At 64.9% G+C, this 19,678-nt stretch carries 18 protein-coding genes and 1 riboswitch; of the genes, 13 read left to right on the top strand and 5 right to left on the bottom strand.

Translation table 11 applies throughout. The annotated features are described in order from the left end of the window. Window position 1: 1 nt before the first annotated feature. The 5 genes from cobG to EJ070_RS21835 all read right to left on the bottom strand — a co-directional run bounded on the left by cobG (window position 2) and on the right by EJ070_RS21835 (window position 7,983). Window positions 2-1,480, bottom strand: coding sequence for a precorrin-3B synthase (gene cobG / locus EJ070_RS21815; RefSeq protein ID WP_126093196.1), 1,479 nt, complete (start codon window positions 1,478-1,480; stop codon window positions 2-4). Beyond that, window positions 1,477-5,025 carry a cobaltochelatase subunit CobN gene (gene cobN, locus EJ070_RS21820; protein ID WP_126093197.1) on the bottom strand — a complete coding sequence of 1,183 codons (3,549 nt, stop codon included), beginning with the start codon at window positions 5,023-5,025 and terminating at the stop codon, window positions 1,477-1,479. Before cobN ends, cobG begins: the two co-directional genes overlap by 4 nt. A 17-nt stretch (window positions 5,026-5,042) precedes the next feature. Further along, window positions 5,043-6,080, bottom strand: coding sequence for a cobalamin biosynthesis protein CobW (gene cobW / locus EJ070_RS21825; RefSeq protein WP_126093198.1), 1,038 nt, complete (start codon window positions 6,078-6,080; stop codon window positions 5,043-5,045). A 2-nt stretch (window positions 6,081-6,082) separates the two neighbouring features. Further along, window positions 6,083-6,511 (bottom strand): DUF1636 family protein, encoded by a 429-nt coding sequence (locus tag EJ070_RS21830; RefSeq protein WP_126093199.1) that lies wholly within the window; start codon window positions 6,509-6,511, stop codon window positions 6,083-6,085. 39 nt (window positions 6,512-6,550) lie between these two features. Then, window positions 6,551-6,754, bottom strand: a riboswitch (cobalamin riboswitch). A gap of 29 nt (window positions 6,755-6,783) precedes the next feature. Next, window positions 6,784-7,983, bottom strand: coding sequence for a winged helix-turn-helix domain-containing protein (locus EJ070_RS21835; protein WP_126093200.1), 1,200 nt, complete (start codon window positions 7,981-7,983; stop codon window positions 6,784-6,786). A gap of 336 nt (window positions 7,984-8,319) precedes the next feature. Between EJ070_RS21835 and EJ070_RS21840 the strand changes: the two genes are divergently transcribed. The 13 genes from EJ070_RS21840 (at window position 8,320) to nuoK (ending at window position 19,670) form a co-directional block, all read left to right on the top strand. Continuing rightward, window positions 8,320-8,685 (top strand): NADH-quinone oxidoreductase subunit A, encoded by a 366-nt coding sequence (locus EJ070_RS21840; protein ID WP_112127345.1) that lies wholly within the window; start codon window positions 8,320-8,322, stop codon window positions 8,683-8,685. Then, complete coding sequence (locus EJ070_RS21845; RefSeq protein ID WP_013531090.1) at window positions 8,676-9,257, top strand: NADH-quinone oxidoreductase subunit B; 582 nt, start codon at window positions 8,676-8,678, stop codon at window positions 9,255-9,257. The genes EJ070_RS21840 and EJ070_RS21845 overlap by 10 nt, the downstream gene beginning before the upstream one ends. 4 nt (window positions 9,258-9,261) lie before the next feature. Next, complete coding sequence (locus EJ070_RS21850) at window positions 9,262-9,864, top strand: NADH-quinone oxidoreductase subunit C (RefSeq protein ID WP_126093201.1); 603 nt, start codon at window positions 9,262-9,264, stop codon at window positions 9,862-9,864. Window positions 9,865-9,891: 27 nt separating this feature from the next. Next, entirely contained in the window at window positions 9,892-10,269 is a 378-nt protein-coding gene (locus EJ070_RS21855) for a four helix bundle protein (protein WP_126093202.1), read from the top strand. 61 nt (window positions 10,270-10,330) lie between these two features. Beyond that, a complete protein-coding gene (locus EJ070_RS21860; protein ID WP_126093203.1) occupies window positions 10,331-11,521 on the top strand; it encodes an NADH-quinone oxidoreductase subunit D in 1,191 nt (396 codons plus the stop codon). Then, window positions 11,522-12,847, top strand: a complete 1,326-nt coding sequence (locus EJ070_RS21865) for an NADH-quinone oxidoreductase subunit E (RefSeq protein WP_126093204.1) — start codon at window positions 11,522-11,524, stop codon at window positions 12,845-12,847. Window positions 12,848-12,857: 10 nt separating this feature from the next. Then, complete coding sequence (gene nuoF / locus EJ070_RS21870) at window positions 12,858-14,162, top strand: NADH-quinone oxidoreductase subunit NuoF (RefSeq protein ID WP_126093205.1); 1,305 nt, start codon at window positions 12,858-12,860, stop codon at window positions 14,160-14,162. A 74-nt stretch (window positions 14,163-14,236) separates the two neighbouring features. Next, a complete protein-coding gene (locus EJ070_RS21875; RefSeq protein ID WP_126093206.1) occupies window positions 14,237-14,920 on the top strand; it encodes an NADH-ubiquinone dehydrogenase in 684 nt (227 codons plus the stop codon). 74 nt (window positions 14,921-14,994) lie between these two features. Then, on the top strand, window positions 14,995-17,076 hold the full coding sequence (gene nuoG, locus EJ070_RS21880; RefSeq protein ID WP_126093207.1) for an NADH-quinone oxidoreductase subunit NuoG: 2,082 nt from the start codon (window positions 14,995-14,997) through the stop codon (window positions 17,074-17,076). A gap of 2 nt (window positions 17,077-17,078) precedes the next feature. Beyond that, a complete protein-coding gene (gene nuoH, locus EJ070_RS21885) occupies window positions 17,079-18,122 on the top strand; it encodes an NADH-quinone oxidoreductase subunit NuoH (RefSeq protein WP_126093208.1) in 1,044 nt (347 codons plus the stop codon). Further along, the gene (nuoI, locus tag EJ070_RS21890; RefSeq protein WP_066998784.1) at window positions 18,122-18,613 is read left to right on the top strand and encodes an NADH-quinone oxidoreductase subunit NuoI; all 492 of its coding nucleotides are present in this window, start codon (window positions 18,122-18,124) and stop codon (window positions 18,611-18,613) included. The genes nuoH and nuoI overlap by 1 nt, the downstream gene beginning before the upstream one ends. A gap of 126 nt (window positions 18,614-18,739) precedes the next feature. Next, window positions 18,740-19,360, top strand: a complete 621-nt coding sequence (locus EJ070_RS21895; RefSeq protein WP_126093209.1) for an NADH-quinone oxidoreductase subunit J — start codon at window positions 18,740-18,742, stop codon at window positions 19,358-19,360. 1 nt (window position 19,361) lies between these two features. After that, the gene (gene nuoK / locus EJ070_RS21900; RefSeq protein ID WP_126093210.1) at window positions 19,362-19,670 is read left to right on the top strand and encodes an NADH-quinone oxidoreductase subunit NuoK; all 309 of its coding nucleotides are present in this window, start codon (window positions 19,362-19,364) and stop codon (window positions 19,668-19,670) included. Window positions 19,671-19,678 lie beyond the last annotated feature (8 nt).

A 19,678-nucleotide genomic window follows, 5' to 3' on the forward strand; every position in this document is an offset into this window, starting at 1 on the left:
TTCAGTTCCGTCGATAGAGTTCAGCGAGGCCGGCCGCGCCAAGCCTTGTAAGGCACGCGGCTGCAGTCTCGCCGGGATGTCGTTGCTCGCGGACCGCCTCGGCAATGCCGGCGACCCCGCGCGCGGCGTCATAGCCCGGCCTGTATCCGGCAGGAAGGGCCTTTGCCGTCCCGTCCACGACAAGTCCGGCTCCTTTTTCGTCGCCGACCAGGGTCAACACTGTCGAGCCTGGATGCGCGCAACCCTTGGCGCAGCCGGAAATGTGCAGGGTGAGCGAGGCATCGAGGAGGTCGGCGCTTTCCTTCGCGATTGTCTCGGCGATGGCGCGGGTAGCAATGCGGCCGGAAGAGCACGCGGGCGTGCCTGGGCAGGCGGCGATGCGGGTGCGCGGGTCGGTCGCGGAGGTGACGAAGCCGAGGGTGGCGGCTGAGGCTTGAAGGGCTGGGCAGGCGGACGGGGAGAGGCCGAGGAAGAGCAGGGCGCGGCCGGAGGCGAGGCGGATTTCGGTGGCGCCGAAGACGAGGGCCTGTCGGGTCAGTTCAATGAGCTTCTCGGCCGGCATGCTGCCGAAGGGCAGGCCGATGCCGAGGGCGTGGGTGATCGCGAGATCAAAAATGCCAATGGGGCTTTTCGAAGGTTGGCGTTCCTGCGCACCCCCCTCTGTCCTGCCGGACATCTCCCCCGCAAGGGGGGAGATTGCTCTCTCATCTCGGCTTTCGCCAATCGCCGGCGGTGCAAGAGCTGAGCCGCCGGCGGAATTGCCGATCTCCCCCCTTGCGGGGGAGATGTCCGGCAGGACAGAGGGGGGTGTGACGGAGTGCCAACTTGCGAGTGAACCGAGCTGCCTCCGAGACAAATCCCGCGTGTGCGCCTCTCGACCTTTCTCGGCAATCATCCTGAGCGCTGCCACAGTGATGTCGCGCGCAGTATCGGCATCGACTGTCGCGAGAAGCTTCGCAGTCCGGCCATCTCCGGCAACCGACACGCTCCACTGGACGCCCGCTGTGGCCTGCACCGCAGCCAGCCTTACATCGGCCATCAGCTCATCCATGGCCAACTGCCCACCACCGTCCACAATCACCGAAACCTTCGGTCCCAAGCGCTGCGTTAGTCCGGCTTCTTCGATGGCCATCCGGACCCGCTCGGCCAACGGAAGCGGGTCGGCGATCTCTTGCGGATCGATGCCCGCCAGCGGCCCGATCTCGACCGGAACACCGCTGCGCACCTCGATGCCCAGCGCATCCACTTCCGCCGCCAGCAGCCGCGCGCTTGCCGCCGTCAGGCCGCGGATCTGCAGGCTGCCGCGGGCGGTCACTTCCATGATGCCGTTGCCGTGACGCAGCGCGGATTCGCAGAGTCCGATCAGCGACTTGGGGGAAAGTCCTCCAGCGACCGGATTGAGCCGCACCAGCAGCCCGTCGCCGGTTTGCATCGGGGCGGACAAAGCGGGGCAGGCGCCGCGGCGCGAAAAGGCGTTCATGCCGCCACTCCCTGGGCTTCGGCAATGAGTGCCGTGAGATCGTCGTCGATGGAATTGCGTTGCGGATGCCAGAGGCCGCGACGCCGCGCCGACAGGAACCGCTCGGCAATGACCTTCGCGGCGGCGGGATTCTCGCGCAGGAGGAAGGCGCGGACTTCCAAGTCGCCGAGATAAGCGTCGTGCACCGCCTCGATCAGCGCACCCGATATCGCATGCGTGGTCTCGGCGAAGCCGACGAGACGGTCGACCGTCTCGGCGAATTCCGAAGCGCCGCGCGGGCCGTGACGCATCTGGCCGGCGATGAAGCGCGGGTTGACCGCGCGGGCGCGCACCACACGCGAAACCGCCTCGCCAACCGAGCGCGGCTTCGGCTTCTTTGGATCAGTCGTGTCGAGCACGATGACATCGGCATTCCTGCCAAGTGCTGCAAGGGCGGCCGAAAATCCGCCGATGAAGGCGACATCGGCGGAGCCTTCGAGAATGTCGCGGCCGGGGTCATCGCCTGTGTGGACGAGCAGATCGGCTTCGGCGACGCGATCCTCGAAGGCGCCGGGGGCGGAAATCGCTTCGCCGTTGGCGCCGCCGTACGCATGCGACGTCGCCTCGAGATAGGCGCGGCCGATCTCCTCGCGCACGCCCCATTCGCCGCGCGACAGCAAATCCTCGACACCGGCGCCATAGGTCCCGGGTGAGGTGCCGAAAATGCGCGGGCCGATTTTGCCCTGCGCGCGCGTCGCGGCGGCGAGGGGATTTTCGGTATCGTCTTCGTCGCGGCCGGCGACCGCGTTGGCGGCGGCGTCGATCAGCGCGATCTGGGTCGGGAACATGTCGCGGAACAGGCCAGAGATGCGCCAGGTGACGTCGACGCGCGGCCGGCCGAGCGCCGCCGGCGGCAGCACCTCGATGCCGGTGACGCGGCCGGTCGCTGCATCCCATTGCGGCCGGCAGCCCATCAGCGCCAGGCCTTGGGCGATCTCCTCGCCGCCGGTGCGCAATGAGGCCGAGCCCCAGAGGTCGATGACCAGCGAACGCGGCCAGTCGCCATGGCTCTGCATGTAGCTGCGCACCACTTCTTCCGCAGCCGCCTGGCCGAGATCGTAGGCGGTCGGCGTCGGCATGGTGCGCGGGTCGGAGGTGAAGAGGTTGCGGCCGGTGGGCAGCACGTCGGAGCGGCCGCGCGCCGGAGCGCCGGCGGGGCCGGCCTTGATGTGCTGGCCGTCGAGCGCTTCGAGCAGTGCGGCCTTTTCGGCCTCCGCGCTTTGCCGCCGCAGCGGATCGACCTCGCCCTCCGGCGCGCGGCCGTAGACATGCAGCCCGTCCTTGACGGCGAAATCCTTGAGGTCGCACAGCCAGGCGTCGATGCGGCGCAGCGCCTCGTCCGGAGCGTCGGTGCCGGCAACGCCTGCTTCTGTCGCCAGGCCGGATTTCCGCGCGGACTCGACTATGAGCCGCGCCAGACGATCGCGGCGGCGGCGATCGAGCCCGTCGGCCTGGGCATATTCGTCGACCAAGCGTTCGAGCTTCTGCTGTGCCTCGTCGAGGCCGGCCCCGGTCAGCGGCGGCGGCAGATGGCCGAGCGTGACGGCCGAAATCCGGCGCTTGGCCTGCGCCGCCTCGCCGGGATTGGAGACAATGAAGGGATAGATGACCGGCAGCGAGCCGGTGACGATCTCGGGAAAGCAGCTTTCCGATAGCGCGACCGTCTTGCCCGGCAGCCACTCCAGCGTGCCGTGCGCGCCGACATGGACGATGGCGTGCACGCCGAGCGATTTCCGCAGCCAGAGGCCGAAGGCGATCAATTCGTGGCGGGGAGGGAGAGTGGGGTCGTGATAGTCGGCGCGGCGGTCGGCCGAGCGGCCGCGGTCGGGGGCCAGCGCGACGGTGATGTTGCCGAAGGTCGCGGCGCGGAAGGGGAAGCTCGCCAGAGTTAGCGCGTGAACACCCCCCTCTGTCCTGCCGGAGATGTCCGGCAGGACAGAGGGGGGTGCCTCGCGCAACCCTATCTCGCCCTCTGCCTCACCCCATGCGGCCTCTACCGCGTCTATCACTGCCATCGGCAGTTCCGCTGAGAAGCACCGATAGTCGTCTAGACTCAACCCTTGCCCGCCCATCTCCAGCGCATCCAGCAACGCGCGCGGCGATTGTGGAATCCCGTCAACCGCATAGCCCTGTTCCTTCAAGTCATGCAGCATGGCGAGCACGCTCGACGGCACGTCGAGGCCGACGGCATAGCCCGTACGCCCTGGGGCACTCGGATAGTCCGGAATCAGGATTGCCAGCTTGCGCTTGGCCCGCTCGGTCCGTTGCAGGCGAATGAACATCGCGGTGCGCTTGGCGACCTGCGCGACGCGGTTGGCTTCAGGCCGGTTGGCGAAGGCGCGGAAGGCGAGCGCCGGATCGGCTTCGATCTCGCCCTTGAATGAAATCGCGCCGGCCAGGATGCGGCCGTCGAGTTCTGGCAGCACGACATGCATGGCGAGGTCTGCTGGCGCCAGGCCGCGCTGGTTCTTCTCCCAGACCTCGCGCTTCGTCGTGGCGACGATGACCTGGAAGACCGGCACGCCGGCGCGGTCGAAAAGTGTTTCGGCGCCGGGTTCCGCGCCGGAGGCGAAGGCGGTGGCGGTGATGATGGCGGCCGGGTTCAGCGAGGCGAGGGCGGTTTCGACGAAATCCAGCGAGGCTCTATCCTTGAGGCTGGACACGAAGATCGGCACCGGGGCCATGCCTTGCAGCCGCAATGCTTCCGCGAGGGCATCTATCGGCGCTATGTCGGCGGCAAGTAGCATGGAGCGATAGAAGAGGATCGGGATGATGGACGCGGCGTTTCCCTCCCCCTCGAGGGGAGGGTGGCCCGCAGGGCCGGGAGGGGTCGGGACGACTGGGCTTAACGTCTCTTCCTGTGGTCGTTCTTCATGGTGCCGGCGCGTGTCGCGGAGGACCCCACCCCCGGCCTGCGGCCGGACCCTCCCCTCAAGGGGGAGGGGGACCACGCCGCGACCGGGCTCGTAATAACCCGCCTTCGGCACGCTGACCGGTTCGGCCACCGCCGCATCCGATCCGGCAAGCCGCGCCAGCCTTTGCACCAGCGCGCGCATATTGGCCGGGCCGCCCTCGCGGAAATAGCCGAGCAAGGCGTCCAACTCGGCGCGTGGCAGCGTCGAGCCCTCGATCAGCCGCTGATCCTCGTCATGGCTTTCGCCGGGCAGCAGCGCGAGCTTGATGCCGCGCTCGCGCGCCACCGTCGCGAGCTGATCGCAGCCATAGCGCCACCAGTCGTAGCCGCCGAGGATGCGGACCAGAACGACCTTGGCATGACGGGCGACGCTGTCGATCCAGAGGTCGACCGACATCGGGTGGCGGAGGTCGCGAAGTGCTGCGAGCCGCATCGACGGCAGGTGTTCCGCGTCCGCTTTCCACGCAGCGGCCAGGCCGGCGAGGTCGCTGTCGGTGAAGGACAGCGCCACGACATCCGCAGGCGTCTGCCTGAGATCGATCGGCTCGGCGAGATCGTCGAGCGAGGCGGATGTCGTGGTGAGGATATGCATCGCTTTTCGTGCTTGCCTCAGCCGGCGAGGATACGTTCGACCGCCGGGCGATTGAGCCCCTTGAGGCCGATGACGACGAGCCGCGAGCGGCGGTCGTCCTCGGTGGTCCAGGCGCGATCGTAATAGTGGTTGACGCGCGGGCCGACGGCCTGCAGCAGAAGCCGCATCGGCTTGCCGCCAACCTCGACGAAGCCTTTGACGCGCAGCACGTTTTCCTGCTCGGCCGCAAGGGCGACGCGCTTCGCCAGCTCGTCCGGATGCAAGATCGACGGGATATCGATGACGAAGGAATCAAAATCGTCGTGCTCATGTTCGAGCTCGTCGTCGTGGTGCGTCTTGCGGTTTTCGATGTCGTCCTCGACGGCAAGGCCGAGGCCGAGCAACACCGACGGATCGACCTTGCCGTGCGTGGTCGGCAGGACTTTCACGGCCCGCGCCACATGCTCGCCGATGACGGCGTTGGCGCGCTGCGAGCCGGCCGCGTCCATCAGGTCGCTCTTCGACAGGATGATCAGGTCGGCGCAGGCGATCTGGTCCTCGAACACCTCCTTGACCGGATCGTCATGGTCGAGCGAGTCGTCGGCGGCGCGCTGCGCCTGCAGGGCGTCCATGTCGGAGGCGACGCGGCCGTCGGCCAGTGCCAGGCCATCGACCACAGCAACGACACCATCGACGGTGACGCGGCTCTTCACGCTAGGCCACTGAAAGGCTTGCACCAGCGGCTTCGGCAGAGCGAGGCCCGAGGTCTCGATCAGGATGTGGTCGACCTTGGGGTTAAGCGACAGGATCTGGTCGAGCGCCGGGATGAAGTCGTCGGCGACGGTGCAGCAGATGCAGCCATTGGCGAGCTCGACGATGTTTTCCTCGGGACAGGTGTCGATGCCGCAGCCTTTCAGGATCTCGCCGTCGATGCCGACATCGCCGAATTCGTTGACGATGATCGCCAGCCGCTTGCCCTTGGCGTTTTCGAGCAGGTTGCGGATCAGCGTCGTCTTGCCGGCGCCTAGGAAGCCGGTGACGACGGTGCAGGGAACACGGGAGACGGAGGCGTTCATGGTCAGTCCTTCAGGAGGTCGAGAGGAGGGATGCGGGCGACAAGGCCGCGCTTGAGGGAATCGGGCCGGCCGCGCCAGGGGATAAGGCCGTCGGTCGAGGTGGCGAAGAGTTTTGCGCCGGCGACGAGGTCGGCGCCGCTGGCGGTTTCCAGGTCGCCGAAGACGTAGCTCCAGCAGCCGTCGCGCAGGAGCGCTGCGCTCAGGCGGCGCTTGCAATTGCCGAGGCATTCGACGGTGCGGATGCGGATGTTTTCGTCCGATGCGGCGCGTCGCGTATCTTCGGCAAGCAGGGCGCCGGCGCGCGGATGCGCGTCCGAGCCGGTCTCGTCGCGGCAGGACGAGCAGACGATGACGGTGACTCCGGCCAATGCGTCGTCGGGCTCGGACGAAAAATCCGCGATATTGGCTGGAAAACTGCCGTTGCGATCCAAAACCAGGCTCCTTGCCCGGAAAACCCGCCGGGCGTTCGGATACTTAAAGTCTCAGACGGCAGGTCTCCTGGCTCGCGGGTCATCGCCTTGGCGCCGCCTTCCCGGGAGACATCCCAGTGGTTTTCGGCTGAGGCTCGTCGCTCACAGTTGCGGGGACAGCCGCGGAGTTGGGATTTTTCCCGCACCGCATTCCCTCTTGGCTCCTCCCTTTGCCGGGAGAAGACCGTCTGCGGCGGATTTAGGCTTAGAGCTACGCGGCTGTCAACGCGCGGCTACGACACCGAAATGTCGGCCAGCGCCGGCCCAAGGTCGCCGGCCGGGGTTACCTCGATGCTCTCCAGGCCTAGCCAGGTCTGAATCTGTTTCAGCTCATCGAAGAGCTGGGCGGCCGTTTCGGTCGGAGCGCCGGCTTCAGCATAAGCCGCATGGACGCGCAGCATGCTCGCCGGGCGGTCGGCCCTCAGATCGACACGGGCGACGATCCGGTCGCCTAGCAGGAAGGGCAGCACATAGTAGCCATACTGGCGTTTTTCGGCCGGCGTGTAGATCTCGATGCGATAGCGGAAGCCGAACAGCTTTTCCGTGCGGGTGCGTTCGAAGACCACCGGATCGAAGGGAGCGAGCAGGGCGCGCGCCCCGATCCGGCGCGGAATGCGCGCGTCCTTATAGAGATAAGCGGTCTTGTCCCAGCCTTCGACCCGCACCGGCAGCAGTTCGCCCGTCTCGACCAGTTCCTCGATGCGATCCTTCACGTCGCCCGGCGCGAGGCGGAAATAATCGCGCAGGTCGCCATAGGTGGCGATGCCGTGGGCGCGCGCGGATATGCGCAGCAATTCACGGTGCGCGTCCTCGACAGAAGGCACGGGCAAATCCAGCACAGACTGCGGCAGAACACGCTCCGGCAGATCGTAGTAGCGTTCGAACCCGCGCCGGTAGGCGGTGGTGATGCGCCCGGCCCAGAACAGCCATTCGAAGGCGTGCTTGGCCTCGCTCCAGCCCCACCAGCCGCCGTTGCCCTTGTGGCCTTCGATGTCGGAGGCGGCAATCGGCCCGCGTTCCGCGACTTGCCCGTAGATCTCGTCGATCATTGCCTTGCGCTCGCGACCCCATTTGGCGAGGCCGAGATACATTTCCTCGCCGCGCTCGGCGCGCTGCATGCGCCAGCGCATCAGCGGCCAGGTCTCGACCGGCAGGAACGACGCCTCATGCGCCCAATATTCAAAGACGGCGCGCTTGCGGCTTACGGCCGCGTTGTCGAGCAGCGCGAGCGGGTAGGGGCCGAGGCGCGAATAGAGCGGCATGTAGTGGGCGCGCACCACCGCGCTGACGGAATCGATCTGCAGCAGGCCGGTGCGAGAGAGCACGCGGGCGAGGTGCCGGCGATCGGGCGTACCGGCCGGCCGCGCATCGGTGAAGCCCTGTGCGCCGAGCGCGATGCGCCTGGCCATGGCCAGCGAGATCTTTTCCTTCATCGAGCTGCTCTCGCCCTGATCAGTTCTGCCGGATTTTTAGCCGGTGATTCCGGCCATGCTAGCAGGCAAATGGCGGGAGATATGTCAGGAGAGAAAAGTGGAGTAAAAAGTGAAAGAAATCAAACAGGAGCGGATCGGACCAGTTTCTTCCGATATGGCGTCCAGGGCGGGATTTTGAACAAGGTTTGACTTGCGTCGCCGAAACCGCTGCGCTAACCCTCGCCGCGTCGCAGCATAGGGCCCTTAAAACGGTTCAGCGGGTTAAACTGTCACGCTTCCGCATTAGAGTCCGTTGCTGTAATCAAAGTGAATTGGCCGCCAACGGAAAGCCGCCGCATGAGCGCACTCCTAAGTTCGTATCTGCCCATCGTCCTCTTCATCGCAGTAGCGATGGTCGTTGGTCTCGCGCTTATCATCGCGCCGTTCCTGGTGGCCTACCGCAATCCCGACCCGGAAAAGCTTTCCGCCTATGAATGCGGGTTCAATTCGTTCGACGACGCCCGCATGAAGTTCGACATCCGCTTCTATCTGGTGTCGATCCTGTTCATCATCTTCGATCTCGAGGTCGCCTTCCTGTTCCCATGGGCGGTGTCCTTCTCCAAGCTCGGTATGCTCGGCTTCTGGTCGATGATGGTGTTCCTGGCGGTGCTGACCATCGGCTTTGCCTATGAATGGAAAAAAGGAGCGCTGGAATGGGATTGAACGACAGTTCAGGCACCCTCGTCGCGCCGAAGCCCAAGGGCATCATCGACCCCAACACCGGCAGGCCGGTGGGGGAGGACGATCCCTTCTTCCTCGAAATCAACAATGAGCTGGCCGACAAGGGTTTCCTCGTCACCTCGACTGAAGCGCTGATCACCTGGGCGCGCAGCGGCTCGCTGATGTTCATGACCTTCGGCCTCGCCTGCTGCGCGGTCGAGATGATCCACACCTCGATGCCGCGCTACGACAGCGAGCGGTTCGGCGTCGCGCCGCGCGCGTCTCCGCGCCAGTCCGACATCATGATCGTGGCCGGCACGCTGACCAACAAGATGGCGCCGGCGTTGCGCAAGGTCTACGACCAGATGCCGGAGCCGCGCTACGTCATCTCGATGGGCTCCTGCGCCAATGGCGGCGGCTACTACCACTATTCCTATTCGGTGGTGCGCGGCTGCGACCGCATCGTGCCGGTCGACATCTACGTGCCGGGCTGCCCGCCGAGCGCGGAAGCGCTGCTCTACGGCATTCTTCTGTTGCAGAAGAAGATCCGCCGCACCGGCACGATCGAACGGTGAGCCGATGACCCAGGCGTTGACCGAACTCTCCACCTATCTCGGCGAGAAGCTCTCCGGCCGCATCGGCGAAACCGTGCTCGCCTATGGCGAACTGACCGTCTCCGTCGAACCGGGCAATCTGATCGAGGTGGCGACCTTCCTGCGCGACGACCCGCGCTGCCAGTTCATCTCGATCATCGACATCTCCGGCGCGGACTATCCGTCGCGGGCCAGGCGCTTCGACGTCGTCTACCACCTGTTGTCGCCGAAGCAGAATGTCCGCATCCGGCTCAAGGTCCAGGCCGACGAAGAGACGCTGGTGCCGTCGCTGACCGCCGTCTATCCCGGCGCCGACTGGTATGAGCGCGAGACCTACGACCTTTACGGCGTGCTGTTCTCCGATCATCCGGACCTGCGCCGCATCCTCACCGACTACGGCTTTGATGGGCATCCGCTGCGCAAGGATTTCCCGCTGACCGGCTTCGTCGAGGTGCGCTACGACGACGAGGCCAAGCGGGTCATCTACGAGCCGGTCGAGCTCAAGCAGGAATTCCGCAATTTCGATTTTCTTTCTCCTTGGGAAGGGACGGACTACGTCCTGCCGGGGGATGAAAAAGCGAAACAGTGAGTAGGGAAGTAGTAAGTAGGGAAGGAATTGGGAAAGCGGATCGAATCTTATCGCGACCTGATGGTGTGGCAATCGGCGATGATTCTCGCTGAAGATTGCTATCGCGTCACCAAAGGTTTTCCGAAAGACGAGATCTATGGAATGACCTCCCAGATGCGCCGCTCGGCGGTATCTATCGCCGCTAATATCGCTGAAGGGTATGGTCGTGAGAATAGGGGTTCGTTCGTTCAATTTCTGCGCATGGCGCAGGGTTCGTTGAAAGAGCTAGAGACCCACGTATTGCTGGCATGCCGTGTGGGTATGCTGGAAAGAGACCTTGAGACTGAACTGCTGCTTCGGTGTGAAGAGATTGGGAAAATGATGCGATCTCTGATCAGAACGGTGCAGGCTAAACAGGCGGAATAAGTAGGCGTTGAGCTGATGATCACTACTCACTACTCACTACTGACTCGCCAGAGGCGCCAGAATGGCTGAAACCTCCGTCCGCAACTTCAACATCAACTTCGGTCCGCAACACCCTGCAGCGCATGGCGTTTTGCGCCTGGTGCTGGAGCTGGACGGCGAGGTGGTCGACCGCGTCGATCCGCATATCGGCCTGCTTCATCGCGGCACCGAGAAGCTGATCGAGGCAAAGACCTATCTGCAGGCGGTGCCCTATCTCGACCGGCTCGATTATTGCGCGCCGATGAACCAGGAGCATGCCTTCGCGCTCGCTGCAGAGCGCTTGCTCGGCATCGAGGTGCCGAAGCGTGGGCAGCTGATCCGCGTGCTCTATTCCGAGATGGGCCGCATCATGTCGCACATCCTCAATGTGACGACGCAGGCGATGGACGTCGGCGCGCTGACCCCACCGCTGTGGGGCTTCGTCGAGCGCGAAAAGCTGATGGTATTCTACGAACGCGCCTCCGGCTCGCGCATGCATGCGGCCTATTTCCGGCCGGGCGGCGTGCACCAGGACCTGCCGCAGAAGCTGATCGAGGACATCGGCAAGTGGATCGACCCGTTCCTGAAGTCGATCGACGATCTCGACGCGCTGCTTACGCCTAACCGCATCTTCAAGCAGCGCAATGTCGACATCGGCACGGTGTCGCTGGCCGACGCCTGGGCCTGGGGTTTTTCGGGCGTGATGGTGCGCGGCTCGGGCGCGGCCTGGGACCTGCGCAAGGCGCAGCCCTATGAATGCTATTCCGAGATGGATTTCGACATCCCGATCGGCAAGAACGGCGACTGCTACGATCGCTACCTCGTGCGCATGGAAGAGATGCGCCAGTCGGCGAAGATCATGCGCCAATGCGTCGATCTTTTGCTCGGCAAGGAAGGCACTGGCCCGGTTTCGAACCTCGACGGCAAGGTGGTGCCGCCGAAGCGCGCGGCAATGAAGCGCTCGATGGAAGCGCTCATCCATCACTTCAAACTCTATACCGAGGGCTATCGTGTGCCGGCCGGCGAGGTCTATGCGGCCGTCGAGGCGCCCAAGGGCGAGTTCGGCGTCTATCTGGTCTCGGACGGCACCAACAAGCCTTATCGCTGCAAGCTGCGCGCGCCCGGTTTCGCGCATCTGCAGGCCATGGATTTCCTGTGCCGCGGCCACATGCTGGCCGACGTCACCGCCGTACTTGGCTCCCTCGACATCGTGTTTGGTGAGGTCGATCGCTAAATGTCAGTCCGCCGTCTCGCAGATGCCAGCGTCCAGCCAGCCTCCTTCGCCTTCACCAAGGCGAACGCGGCGGCGGCCAAGCAGTGGATCGCCAAATATCCGAAGGGCCGCGAGCAGTCGGCCATCATCCCGTTGCTGATGATCGCGCAGGAGCAGGAAGGCTGGGTGACCAAGGCGGCGATCGAGACGATCTCCGACATGCTCGGCATGCCGCGCATCCGCGGCCTCGAGGTCGCGACCTTCTACACGCAGTACCAGCTTAATCCGGTCGGCACCCGCGCCCATATTCAGGTCTGCGGCACCACGCCCTGCATGCTGCGCGGCTCGGAAGCGCTGATGGATGTCTGCCGGTCGAAGATCCATCACGACCAGTTCCACACCAATGACAAGGGCACGCTGTCGTGGGAGGAGGTCGAGTGCCTCGGCGCCTGCGTCAACGCGCCGATGGTCATGATCTTCAAGGACACCTTCGAGGACCTGACGCCGGAACGGCTGGCCGAGATCATCGATCTCTATGAAGCCGGAAAGGGTGCCGAGGTGAAGCCTGGTCCGCAGAACGGCCGCACCGGCTCCGAGCCCGCGTCTGGGCTGACGACGCTGAAGAGCGAAAAAGCGATCCTGAAATCGACCCGTGACAAGGAAGCCAAGGCTGCCGCGAAGGCGGCCAGGGAAGCCGCTGCCGCGGCACCGGCTGCGGCTCCAGCCGCCGTCGTGTCTCAGGCGCCCGCCGCGCCGGCGCCTTCCGGCCCGGTCGCGCCTTCGAAATCCAGCAAGCCGAAGACCGATGCGCCCGAGACCAGCCCGGCGCTGACGACGCCGTCGCCGGTGAAAGTCTCGCCCGCCGCCGAGAAGGCTGCGAGCGTCAGGGCGCCACGCCATTCGGCGGCCAACGCCAACCAGGCCTCTCCGGAAGTCGAAGCGGTTTCGAAGCCGCGCAGCGGGCCGATTGCCAAGGCCGAACCGGCTTCCGCCTTCAAGTCGCCGGAAGCCAAGCAGCCCGCCGCCAAGGCAGATGCCAGATCAAAGACGGGCAAGCCCTCGCTCGAGGACAGGAACCGTCCGGCCGGCATCGAGCGCCCGGCAGCTGTCGACGATCTCAAGCTGATCTCCGGCGTCGGTCCGAAGATCGAAGGCACCTTGCATTCGCTTGGCATCTACACCTTCGCGCAGGTCGCCTCGTGGAAGAAGGCAGAGCGCGAATGGGTCGACGGCTATCTCAATTTCCGTGGCCGCATCGAGCGCGACGACTGGGTGAAGCAGGCCAAGGCGCTCGCCAAGGGAGGCGTCGCCGAGTACATCCGCGTCTTCGGCAAGAAGCCGGTCTGAGGGACGAGAAATGCTTCAGGACAAAGACCGCATCTTCACCAACATCTACGGCTTGTTCGACAAGTCGTTGGCCGGAGCGCAGGCGCGCGGCCTCTGGGACGACACGCCGGGCCTCATCGCCAAGGGGCGCGACTGGATCATCAACGAGATGAAGGCAAGCGGCCTGCGCGGCCGCGGCGGCGCCGGTTTCCCGACCGGCCTGAAATGGTCGTTCATGCCCAAGCAGAGCGACGGCCGCCCGAGCTATCTCGTCATCAATGCCGACGAATCCGAGCCTGGCACCTGCAAGGACCGCGACATCCTGCGCAATGACCCGCACACGCTGGTCGAGGGCGCGCTGGTCGCCGGCTTCGCCATGGGCGCGATCGCCGCCTACATCTATGTGCGCGGCGAGTTCATCCGCGAGCGCGAGGCGCTGCAGCGCGCCATCGACGAGGCTTACGCGGCCAAGCTCATCGGCAAGAACAACACATCCGGCTACGACTTCGACGTCTACATGCACCATGGCGCCGGCGCCTATATCTGCGGCGAGGAGACGGCGCTGCTCGAAAGCCTCGAAGGCAAGAAGGGCCAGCCGCGGCTGAAGCCGCCATTCCCGGCCAATGTCGGCCTTTATGGTTGCCCGACGACCGTCAACAACGTCGAATCGATCGCCGTGGCACCGACCATCCTGCGCCGCGGCGCTGCCTGGTTCTCGTCTTTCGGCCGGCCGAACAATGCCGGCACCAAGCTGTTCTGCGTCTCCGGTCACGTCAACAATCCGTGCACCTTCGAAGAGGCGATGTCGATCCCGTTCCGCGAGCTGATCGAGACGCATTGCGGCGGCATTCGCGGCGGCTGGGACAATCTGCTCGCGGTCATCCCGGGCGGCGCTTCGGTGCCGCTGGTTCCGGCCGAGCAGATCATCGACGCGCCGATGGATTTCGACGCGCTGCGCGACCTCAAATCCGGCCTCGGCACGGCGGCTGTCATCGTCGTGGACAAGTCGACCGACGTGGTGAAGGCGATCGCCAGGCTGTCCTACTTCTACAAGCATGAAAGCTGCGGCCAGTGCACGCCGTGCCGCGAAGGCACTGGCTGGATGTGGCGGGTGATGGAGCGGCTGGTGCGCGGCGAGGCGCAGAAGCGCGAGATCGACATGCTGCTCGACGTCACCAAGCAGGTCGAGGGCCACACGATCTGCGCGCTGGGCGACGCAGCGGCCTGGCCCATCCAGGGCCTGATGCGGCATTTCCGCGGCGAGGTGGAACGCCGCATCGACGAGTTTTCGCGCAACGCGCACCGGGTCGAGCCGGTCATGGTGGCGGCGGAATAGAATTTGTGAAGACGGGCGTTGCCCGGGACGGAAAAGCAGGGGCGGGCGTACGAAGAAACGACCAGGAGATGTCTATGGCGCCGTATTCGATAGCCTACCCGCTGATGCCCTATTTGGACCAACTCGAGAAGATGAACCAGGATCTGACCAAGATGATGCCGAGCGAGATGGCCAGCGCCGTCAACCTCATGGCGCATCCCGTCGCGGGTGCGGCGGCGATGTCGGCGCTCGGCATCGGTCTTGCCAACCACGCGCTTGGCGTCTGGATGGGCGCGGTCTCCGGCGCGATCGAAGCCTCGCAGCGCATGTTCCAGCCGTTTCTCGACGATCTCGAGGCGCGGACGGAAGCCGCCAACAACTCGTCCAAGGCGCGCAAGGCGGCCGAGACGCTGATCGCCGAGGCGCAGACTTTCGCCAGGGACGTGACCGACATCGCGGCTAACGCCACCGAGAAGGCCCTCGACGCGACAGGCACCGACACGGTTGCCGAAGCGGCCGCGACCGGGCTGATGCCGGAAGACTTCCGGCAGCCGAAGGCGATCGACAAGCCGGCGAAGCCATCTGACCTGAAGGCGATTTCCGGCATCGGGCCGAAGCTCGAGAAAGTGCTGAACGGCCTCGGCATCTGGACCTATGGCCAGATCGCCGCCTGGACGTCGGAAGAGATCGCCTGGGTCGAGGATTACCTGTCGCTCGCCGGCCGTATTGGTCGCGACGACTGGGCTGCCCAGGCGGCGGCGCTGGCCGCGAAGAAGTGAAATGAAATGCCGGGCGCGGCATCAGTCGCGCCCGGAAAGAGAGATTGCGGGAAATCCGCGAGGGTTCGAGGCGAATGGCAAAGCTCAAGGTCGACGGGAAAGAGATTACGGTACCCGACCACTACACGCTGCTGCAGGCGGCCGAGGACGCCGGCGCGGAAGTGCCGCGCTTCTGCTTCCACGAGCGGCTGTCGATCGCCGGCAACTGCCGTATGTGCCTGATCGAGGTGAAGGGCGGTCCGCCCAAGCCGCAAGCCTCCTGCGCCATGGGTGTGCGCGACCTGCGCCCCGGCCCGAATGGCGAGCCGCCGGAGATCTTCACCAACACGCCGATGGTCAAGAAGGCCCGCGAAGGCGTGATGGAGTTCCTGCTGATCAACCATCCGCTGGATTGCCCGATCTGCGACCAGGGCGGCGAGTGCGACCTGCAGGACCAGGCGATGGCCTTCGGCGTCGATTCGTCGCGCTATCACGAGAACAAGCGCGCGGTCGAAGACAAATATATCGGCCCGCTGGTCAAGACGGTGATGAACCGCTGCATCCATTGCACGCGCTGCGTCCGCTTCACCACCGAGGTCGCCGGCATTTCCGAGCTTGGCCTGATCGGCCGCGGCGAGGATGCCGAGATCACCACCTATCTCGAGCAGGCGATGACGTCCGAGCTGCAGGGCAACGTCATCGATCTCTGCCCGGTCGGCGCGCTGACCTCCAAGCCGTTCGCCTTCCAGGCGCGGCCATGGGAGCTCACCAAGACGGAATCGATCGATGTCATGGACGCCGTCGGCTCGGCGATCCGCGTCGACTCCCGGGGCCGTGAAGTGATGCGCATCCTGCCGCGCGTCAACGAAGCGGTGAACGAGGAGTGGATCTCCGACAAGACCCGCTTCATCTGGGATGGCCTGCGCACGCAGCGCCTCGATCGCCCCTATGTGCGTAAGAACGGCAAGCTCGTCCCGGCAAGCTGGGCAGAAGCGTTTGTAGCCATCAAGGACGAGGTTTCGAAGACGGCGCCCGAGCGGATCGGGGCGATTGCCGGCGACCTCGCTGCGGTCGAGGAAATCTACGCGCTCAAGCTTCTGATGGCAGCGCTCGGCTCGAAGAACATCGACTGCCGCCAGGATGGCGCAGCGCTCGATCCGTCGCTCGGCCGCGCCAGCTACATCTTCAACCCGACCATCGAGGGCATCGAGCAGGCCGACGCGGTGCTGATCATCGGCGCCAATCCCCGCTTCGAGGCCTCGGTGCTCAACGCGCGCATCCGCAAGCGCTGGCGCGTCGGCAATCTGCCGATCGGCGTCATCGGAGAGATCGGTGACACGCGCTACGACTACGAACTGCTCGGCGCCGGCCCCGAATCGCTGAAGGACCTGGCCGACGGCAACGGCAAGTTCTTCGAGGTGCTGAAGAAGGCGACGCATCCGCTGATCATCGTCGGCCAGGGCGCGCTGGCGCGCGCCGATGGCGCGGCGGTGCTCGGCCAGGCGGCCAAGCTCGCCACGGCCGTTGAGGCCGTGACGGCCGACTGGAACGGCTTCGCGGTGCTCCACAACGCCGCGGCCAGAGTCGGCGGCCTCGATGTCGGCTTCGTGCCGGGCGAGGGCGGCAAGAACGTCGCCGGCATGCTCGGCGAGACGGATCTTCTGTTCCTGCTTGGCGCCGACGAGATCGATATGGCCAAGACCGGCGGCGCCTTCGTCGTCTATATCGGCACGCATGGCGATGCCGGCGCGCACCGCGCCAACGTCATCCTGCCGGGCGCGGCCTATACCGAAAAGTCGGGCACCTATGTCAACACGGAAGGCCGCGTGCAGCAGACCAACCGTGCCGGCTTCGCGCCGGGCGAGGCGCGCGAGGACTGGGCGATCCTGAGGGCGCTTTCGGACGTGCTCGGCAAGAAGCTGCCGTTCGATTCGCTGGCGCAGCTGCGCGCCAAGCTCTATGGCGAGCACCCGCATCTCGCCCGTATCGATCAGGTTCTGCCCGGTAGCGCCGACGACATCGCCAAGGCGGCGAAGCTCGGCGGCCGGCTGAACAAGGGCACCTTCACCTCGCCGGTGAAGGATTTTTATCTGACCAACCCGATCGCGCGGGCCTCGGCCGTGATGGCCGAATGCTCGGCGCTGGCCAAGAGCGGCTTCAAGCAGGCGGCGGAATAAGCATGGACACCTTCTTCTCCTTCTACGTGCTGCCGGCGCTGCTGATCCTTCTGAAATCGGTGGCGCTGATCGTCGTTCTTCTGATCTTCGTGGCCTATGTGCTCTATGCCGACCGCAAGATCTGGGCGGCGGTGCAACTGCGCCGCGGCCCGAACGTCGTAGGCCCCTGGGGAACGCTGCAGGCCTTCGCCGACCTTTTGAAATTCGTGTTCAAGGAGCCGGTGATCCCGTCCGGCGCCAACAAGGGCGTCTTCCTGCTCGCGCCGCTGGTGTCGGCGGTGCTGGCGATCTCGGCCTGGGCCGTTATTCCGGTCAATGAGGGCTGGGCGATCGCCAACATCAATGTCGGCATCCTCTATGTCTTCGCCATCTCCTCGCTCGAAGTCTATGGCGTGATCATGGGCGGCTGGGCGTCCAACTCGAAATATCCGTTCCTCGGCGCGTTGCGCTCGGCCGCGCAGATGGTGTCCTACGAGGTCTCGATCGGCTTCGTCATCGTCACCGTTCTGCTCACAGTCGGCTCGCTCAACCTCTCCGACATCGTGCTGGCGCAACAGGATGGGCTGGGCACGCGGCTCGGCCTGCCCAACACCTTCCTCGACTGGCACTGGCTGTCGCTGTTCCCGATGTTCATCGTCTTCTTCATCTCGGCGCTGGCCGAGACGAACCGTCCGCCGTTCGATCTGGTGGAGGCGGAATCGGAACTCGTCGCCGGCCACATGGTTGAATATTCGTCGACGCCGTTCCTGCTCTTCTTCCTGGGCGAGTACGTCGCCGTCGTTCTGATGTGCGCACTGGCCACCATCCTCTTCCTCGGCGGCTGGCTGCCACCGTTCAACTTCGCGCCCTTCACCTGGGTGCCGGGATTGATCTGGTTCGTGCTCAAGGTCTGCCTGGTGTTCTTCATGTTCTCGATGGTGAAGGCGTTCGTGCCGCGCTACCGCTACGACCAGCTGATGCGGCTGGGCTGGAAGGTCTTCCTGCCGATCTCGCTGTTCATGGTGGTAGCCACCGCCGCCTTCCTCAAGATCACGGGATTTGCGTGATGTCCGCTCTTGCCCAAGCCGCAAAGGCCCTGCTGCTGAAGGATTTCGTCAGCGCTTTCTTCCTTTCGATGCGCCAGTTCGTGGCGCCGAAGGAGACGATCAACTATCCGCACGAGAAGGGGCCGACCAGCCCGCGCTTTCGTGGCGAACACGCGCTGCGCCGCTATCCCAACGGCGAGGAACGCTGCATCGCCTGCAAGCTCTGCGAAGCGATCTGCCCGGCGCAGGCGATCACCATCGAGGCCGGCCCGCGCCGCAACGACGGCACGCGCCGCACCGTGCGCTACGACATCGACATGGTGAAGTGCATCTATTGCGGTTTCTGCCAGGAAGCCTGCCCGGTCGACGCGATCGTCGAGGGGCCGAATTTCGAATTCGCGACCGAGACGCGCGAGGAGCTTTACTACAACAAGGAAAAGCTGCTCGCGAACGGCGATCGCTGGGAGCGGGAACTGGCGCGCAACATCGCGCTGGACGCGCCCTATCGCTGACATTTGACGCATGGACGGGGCGAAGAGCCTCGTCTAATGGAACACCAACTTTGCCAGCCGGAGGCGGCGGCGATATCGAGCAGGGGCGCTAAGCCCAGTGTTCGGACAGGAACCCGGGGGAACCCCATGCTGAGTGGACTAGAGGCGGTCTTTTTCTACCTCTTCGCCTTTATTGCCGTGGCGTCGGCCTTCATGGTCATTTCGTCGCGCAACCCCGTGCATTCGGTGCTGTTCCTGATCCTCACCTTCTTCAATGCCGCGGGCCTGTTCATGCTGACCGGCGCCGAGTTCCTGGCGATGATCCTGCTCGTCGTCTATGTCGGCGCGGTGATGGTGCTGTTCCTGTTCGTCGTCATGATGCTCGACGTCGACTTTGCCGAGATGAAGCAGGGCGCGCTGCAATACGCGCCGATCGGCGCGCTGGTCGGGCTGATCCTGGCGGCTGAGCTGATCATCGTGCTCGGCGGCTACAGCTTCGCGCCTGAGCTTGCCTCGACGGTGGCGAAGGCAACGCCGGACCTCGCCACGCGCTCCAACACGGCCGCGCTCGGCGACATCCTCTACACGGACTACCTCTATTACTTCCAGATCGCCGGCCTCGTGCTCCTGGTCGCCATGATCGGCGCTATCGTGCTGACGCTGCGCCACAAGCCTGGCGTCAAGCGGCAGTCGATCGCTGCCCAGGTCGGCCGCACGCCGGCGACGGGCATGGAAATCCGCAAGGTCAAGTCGGGCGAGGGTATCTGAGATGGTCGTCGGCATCGCGCATTATCTGACCGTATCGGCGATCCTGTTCACGCTCGGCGTGTTCGGCATCTTTTTGAACCGCCGCAACATCATCGTCATCCTGATGTCGATCGAGCTGATCCTGCTCGCGGTCAACATCAACTTCGTCGCCTTCTCGGCGGCGATGCATGACCTCGTCGGACAGGTGTTCGCCCTGTTCGTGCTGACGGTCGCGGCAGCCGAGGCCGCGATCGGACTTGCCATTCTTGTCGTCTTCTTCCGCAACCGCGGCTCGATCGCGGTCGAAGACGTGAACCAGATGAAGGGTTGACGGGAACA

Source organism: Mesorhizobium sp. M1E.F.Ca.ET.045.02.1.1 (genome assembly GCF_003952485.1).
Lineage (GTDB): Bacteria > Pseudomonadota > Alphaproteobacteria > Rhizobiales > Rhizobiaceae > Mesorhizobium.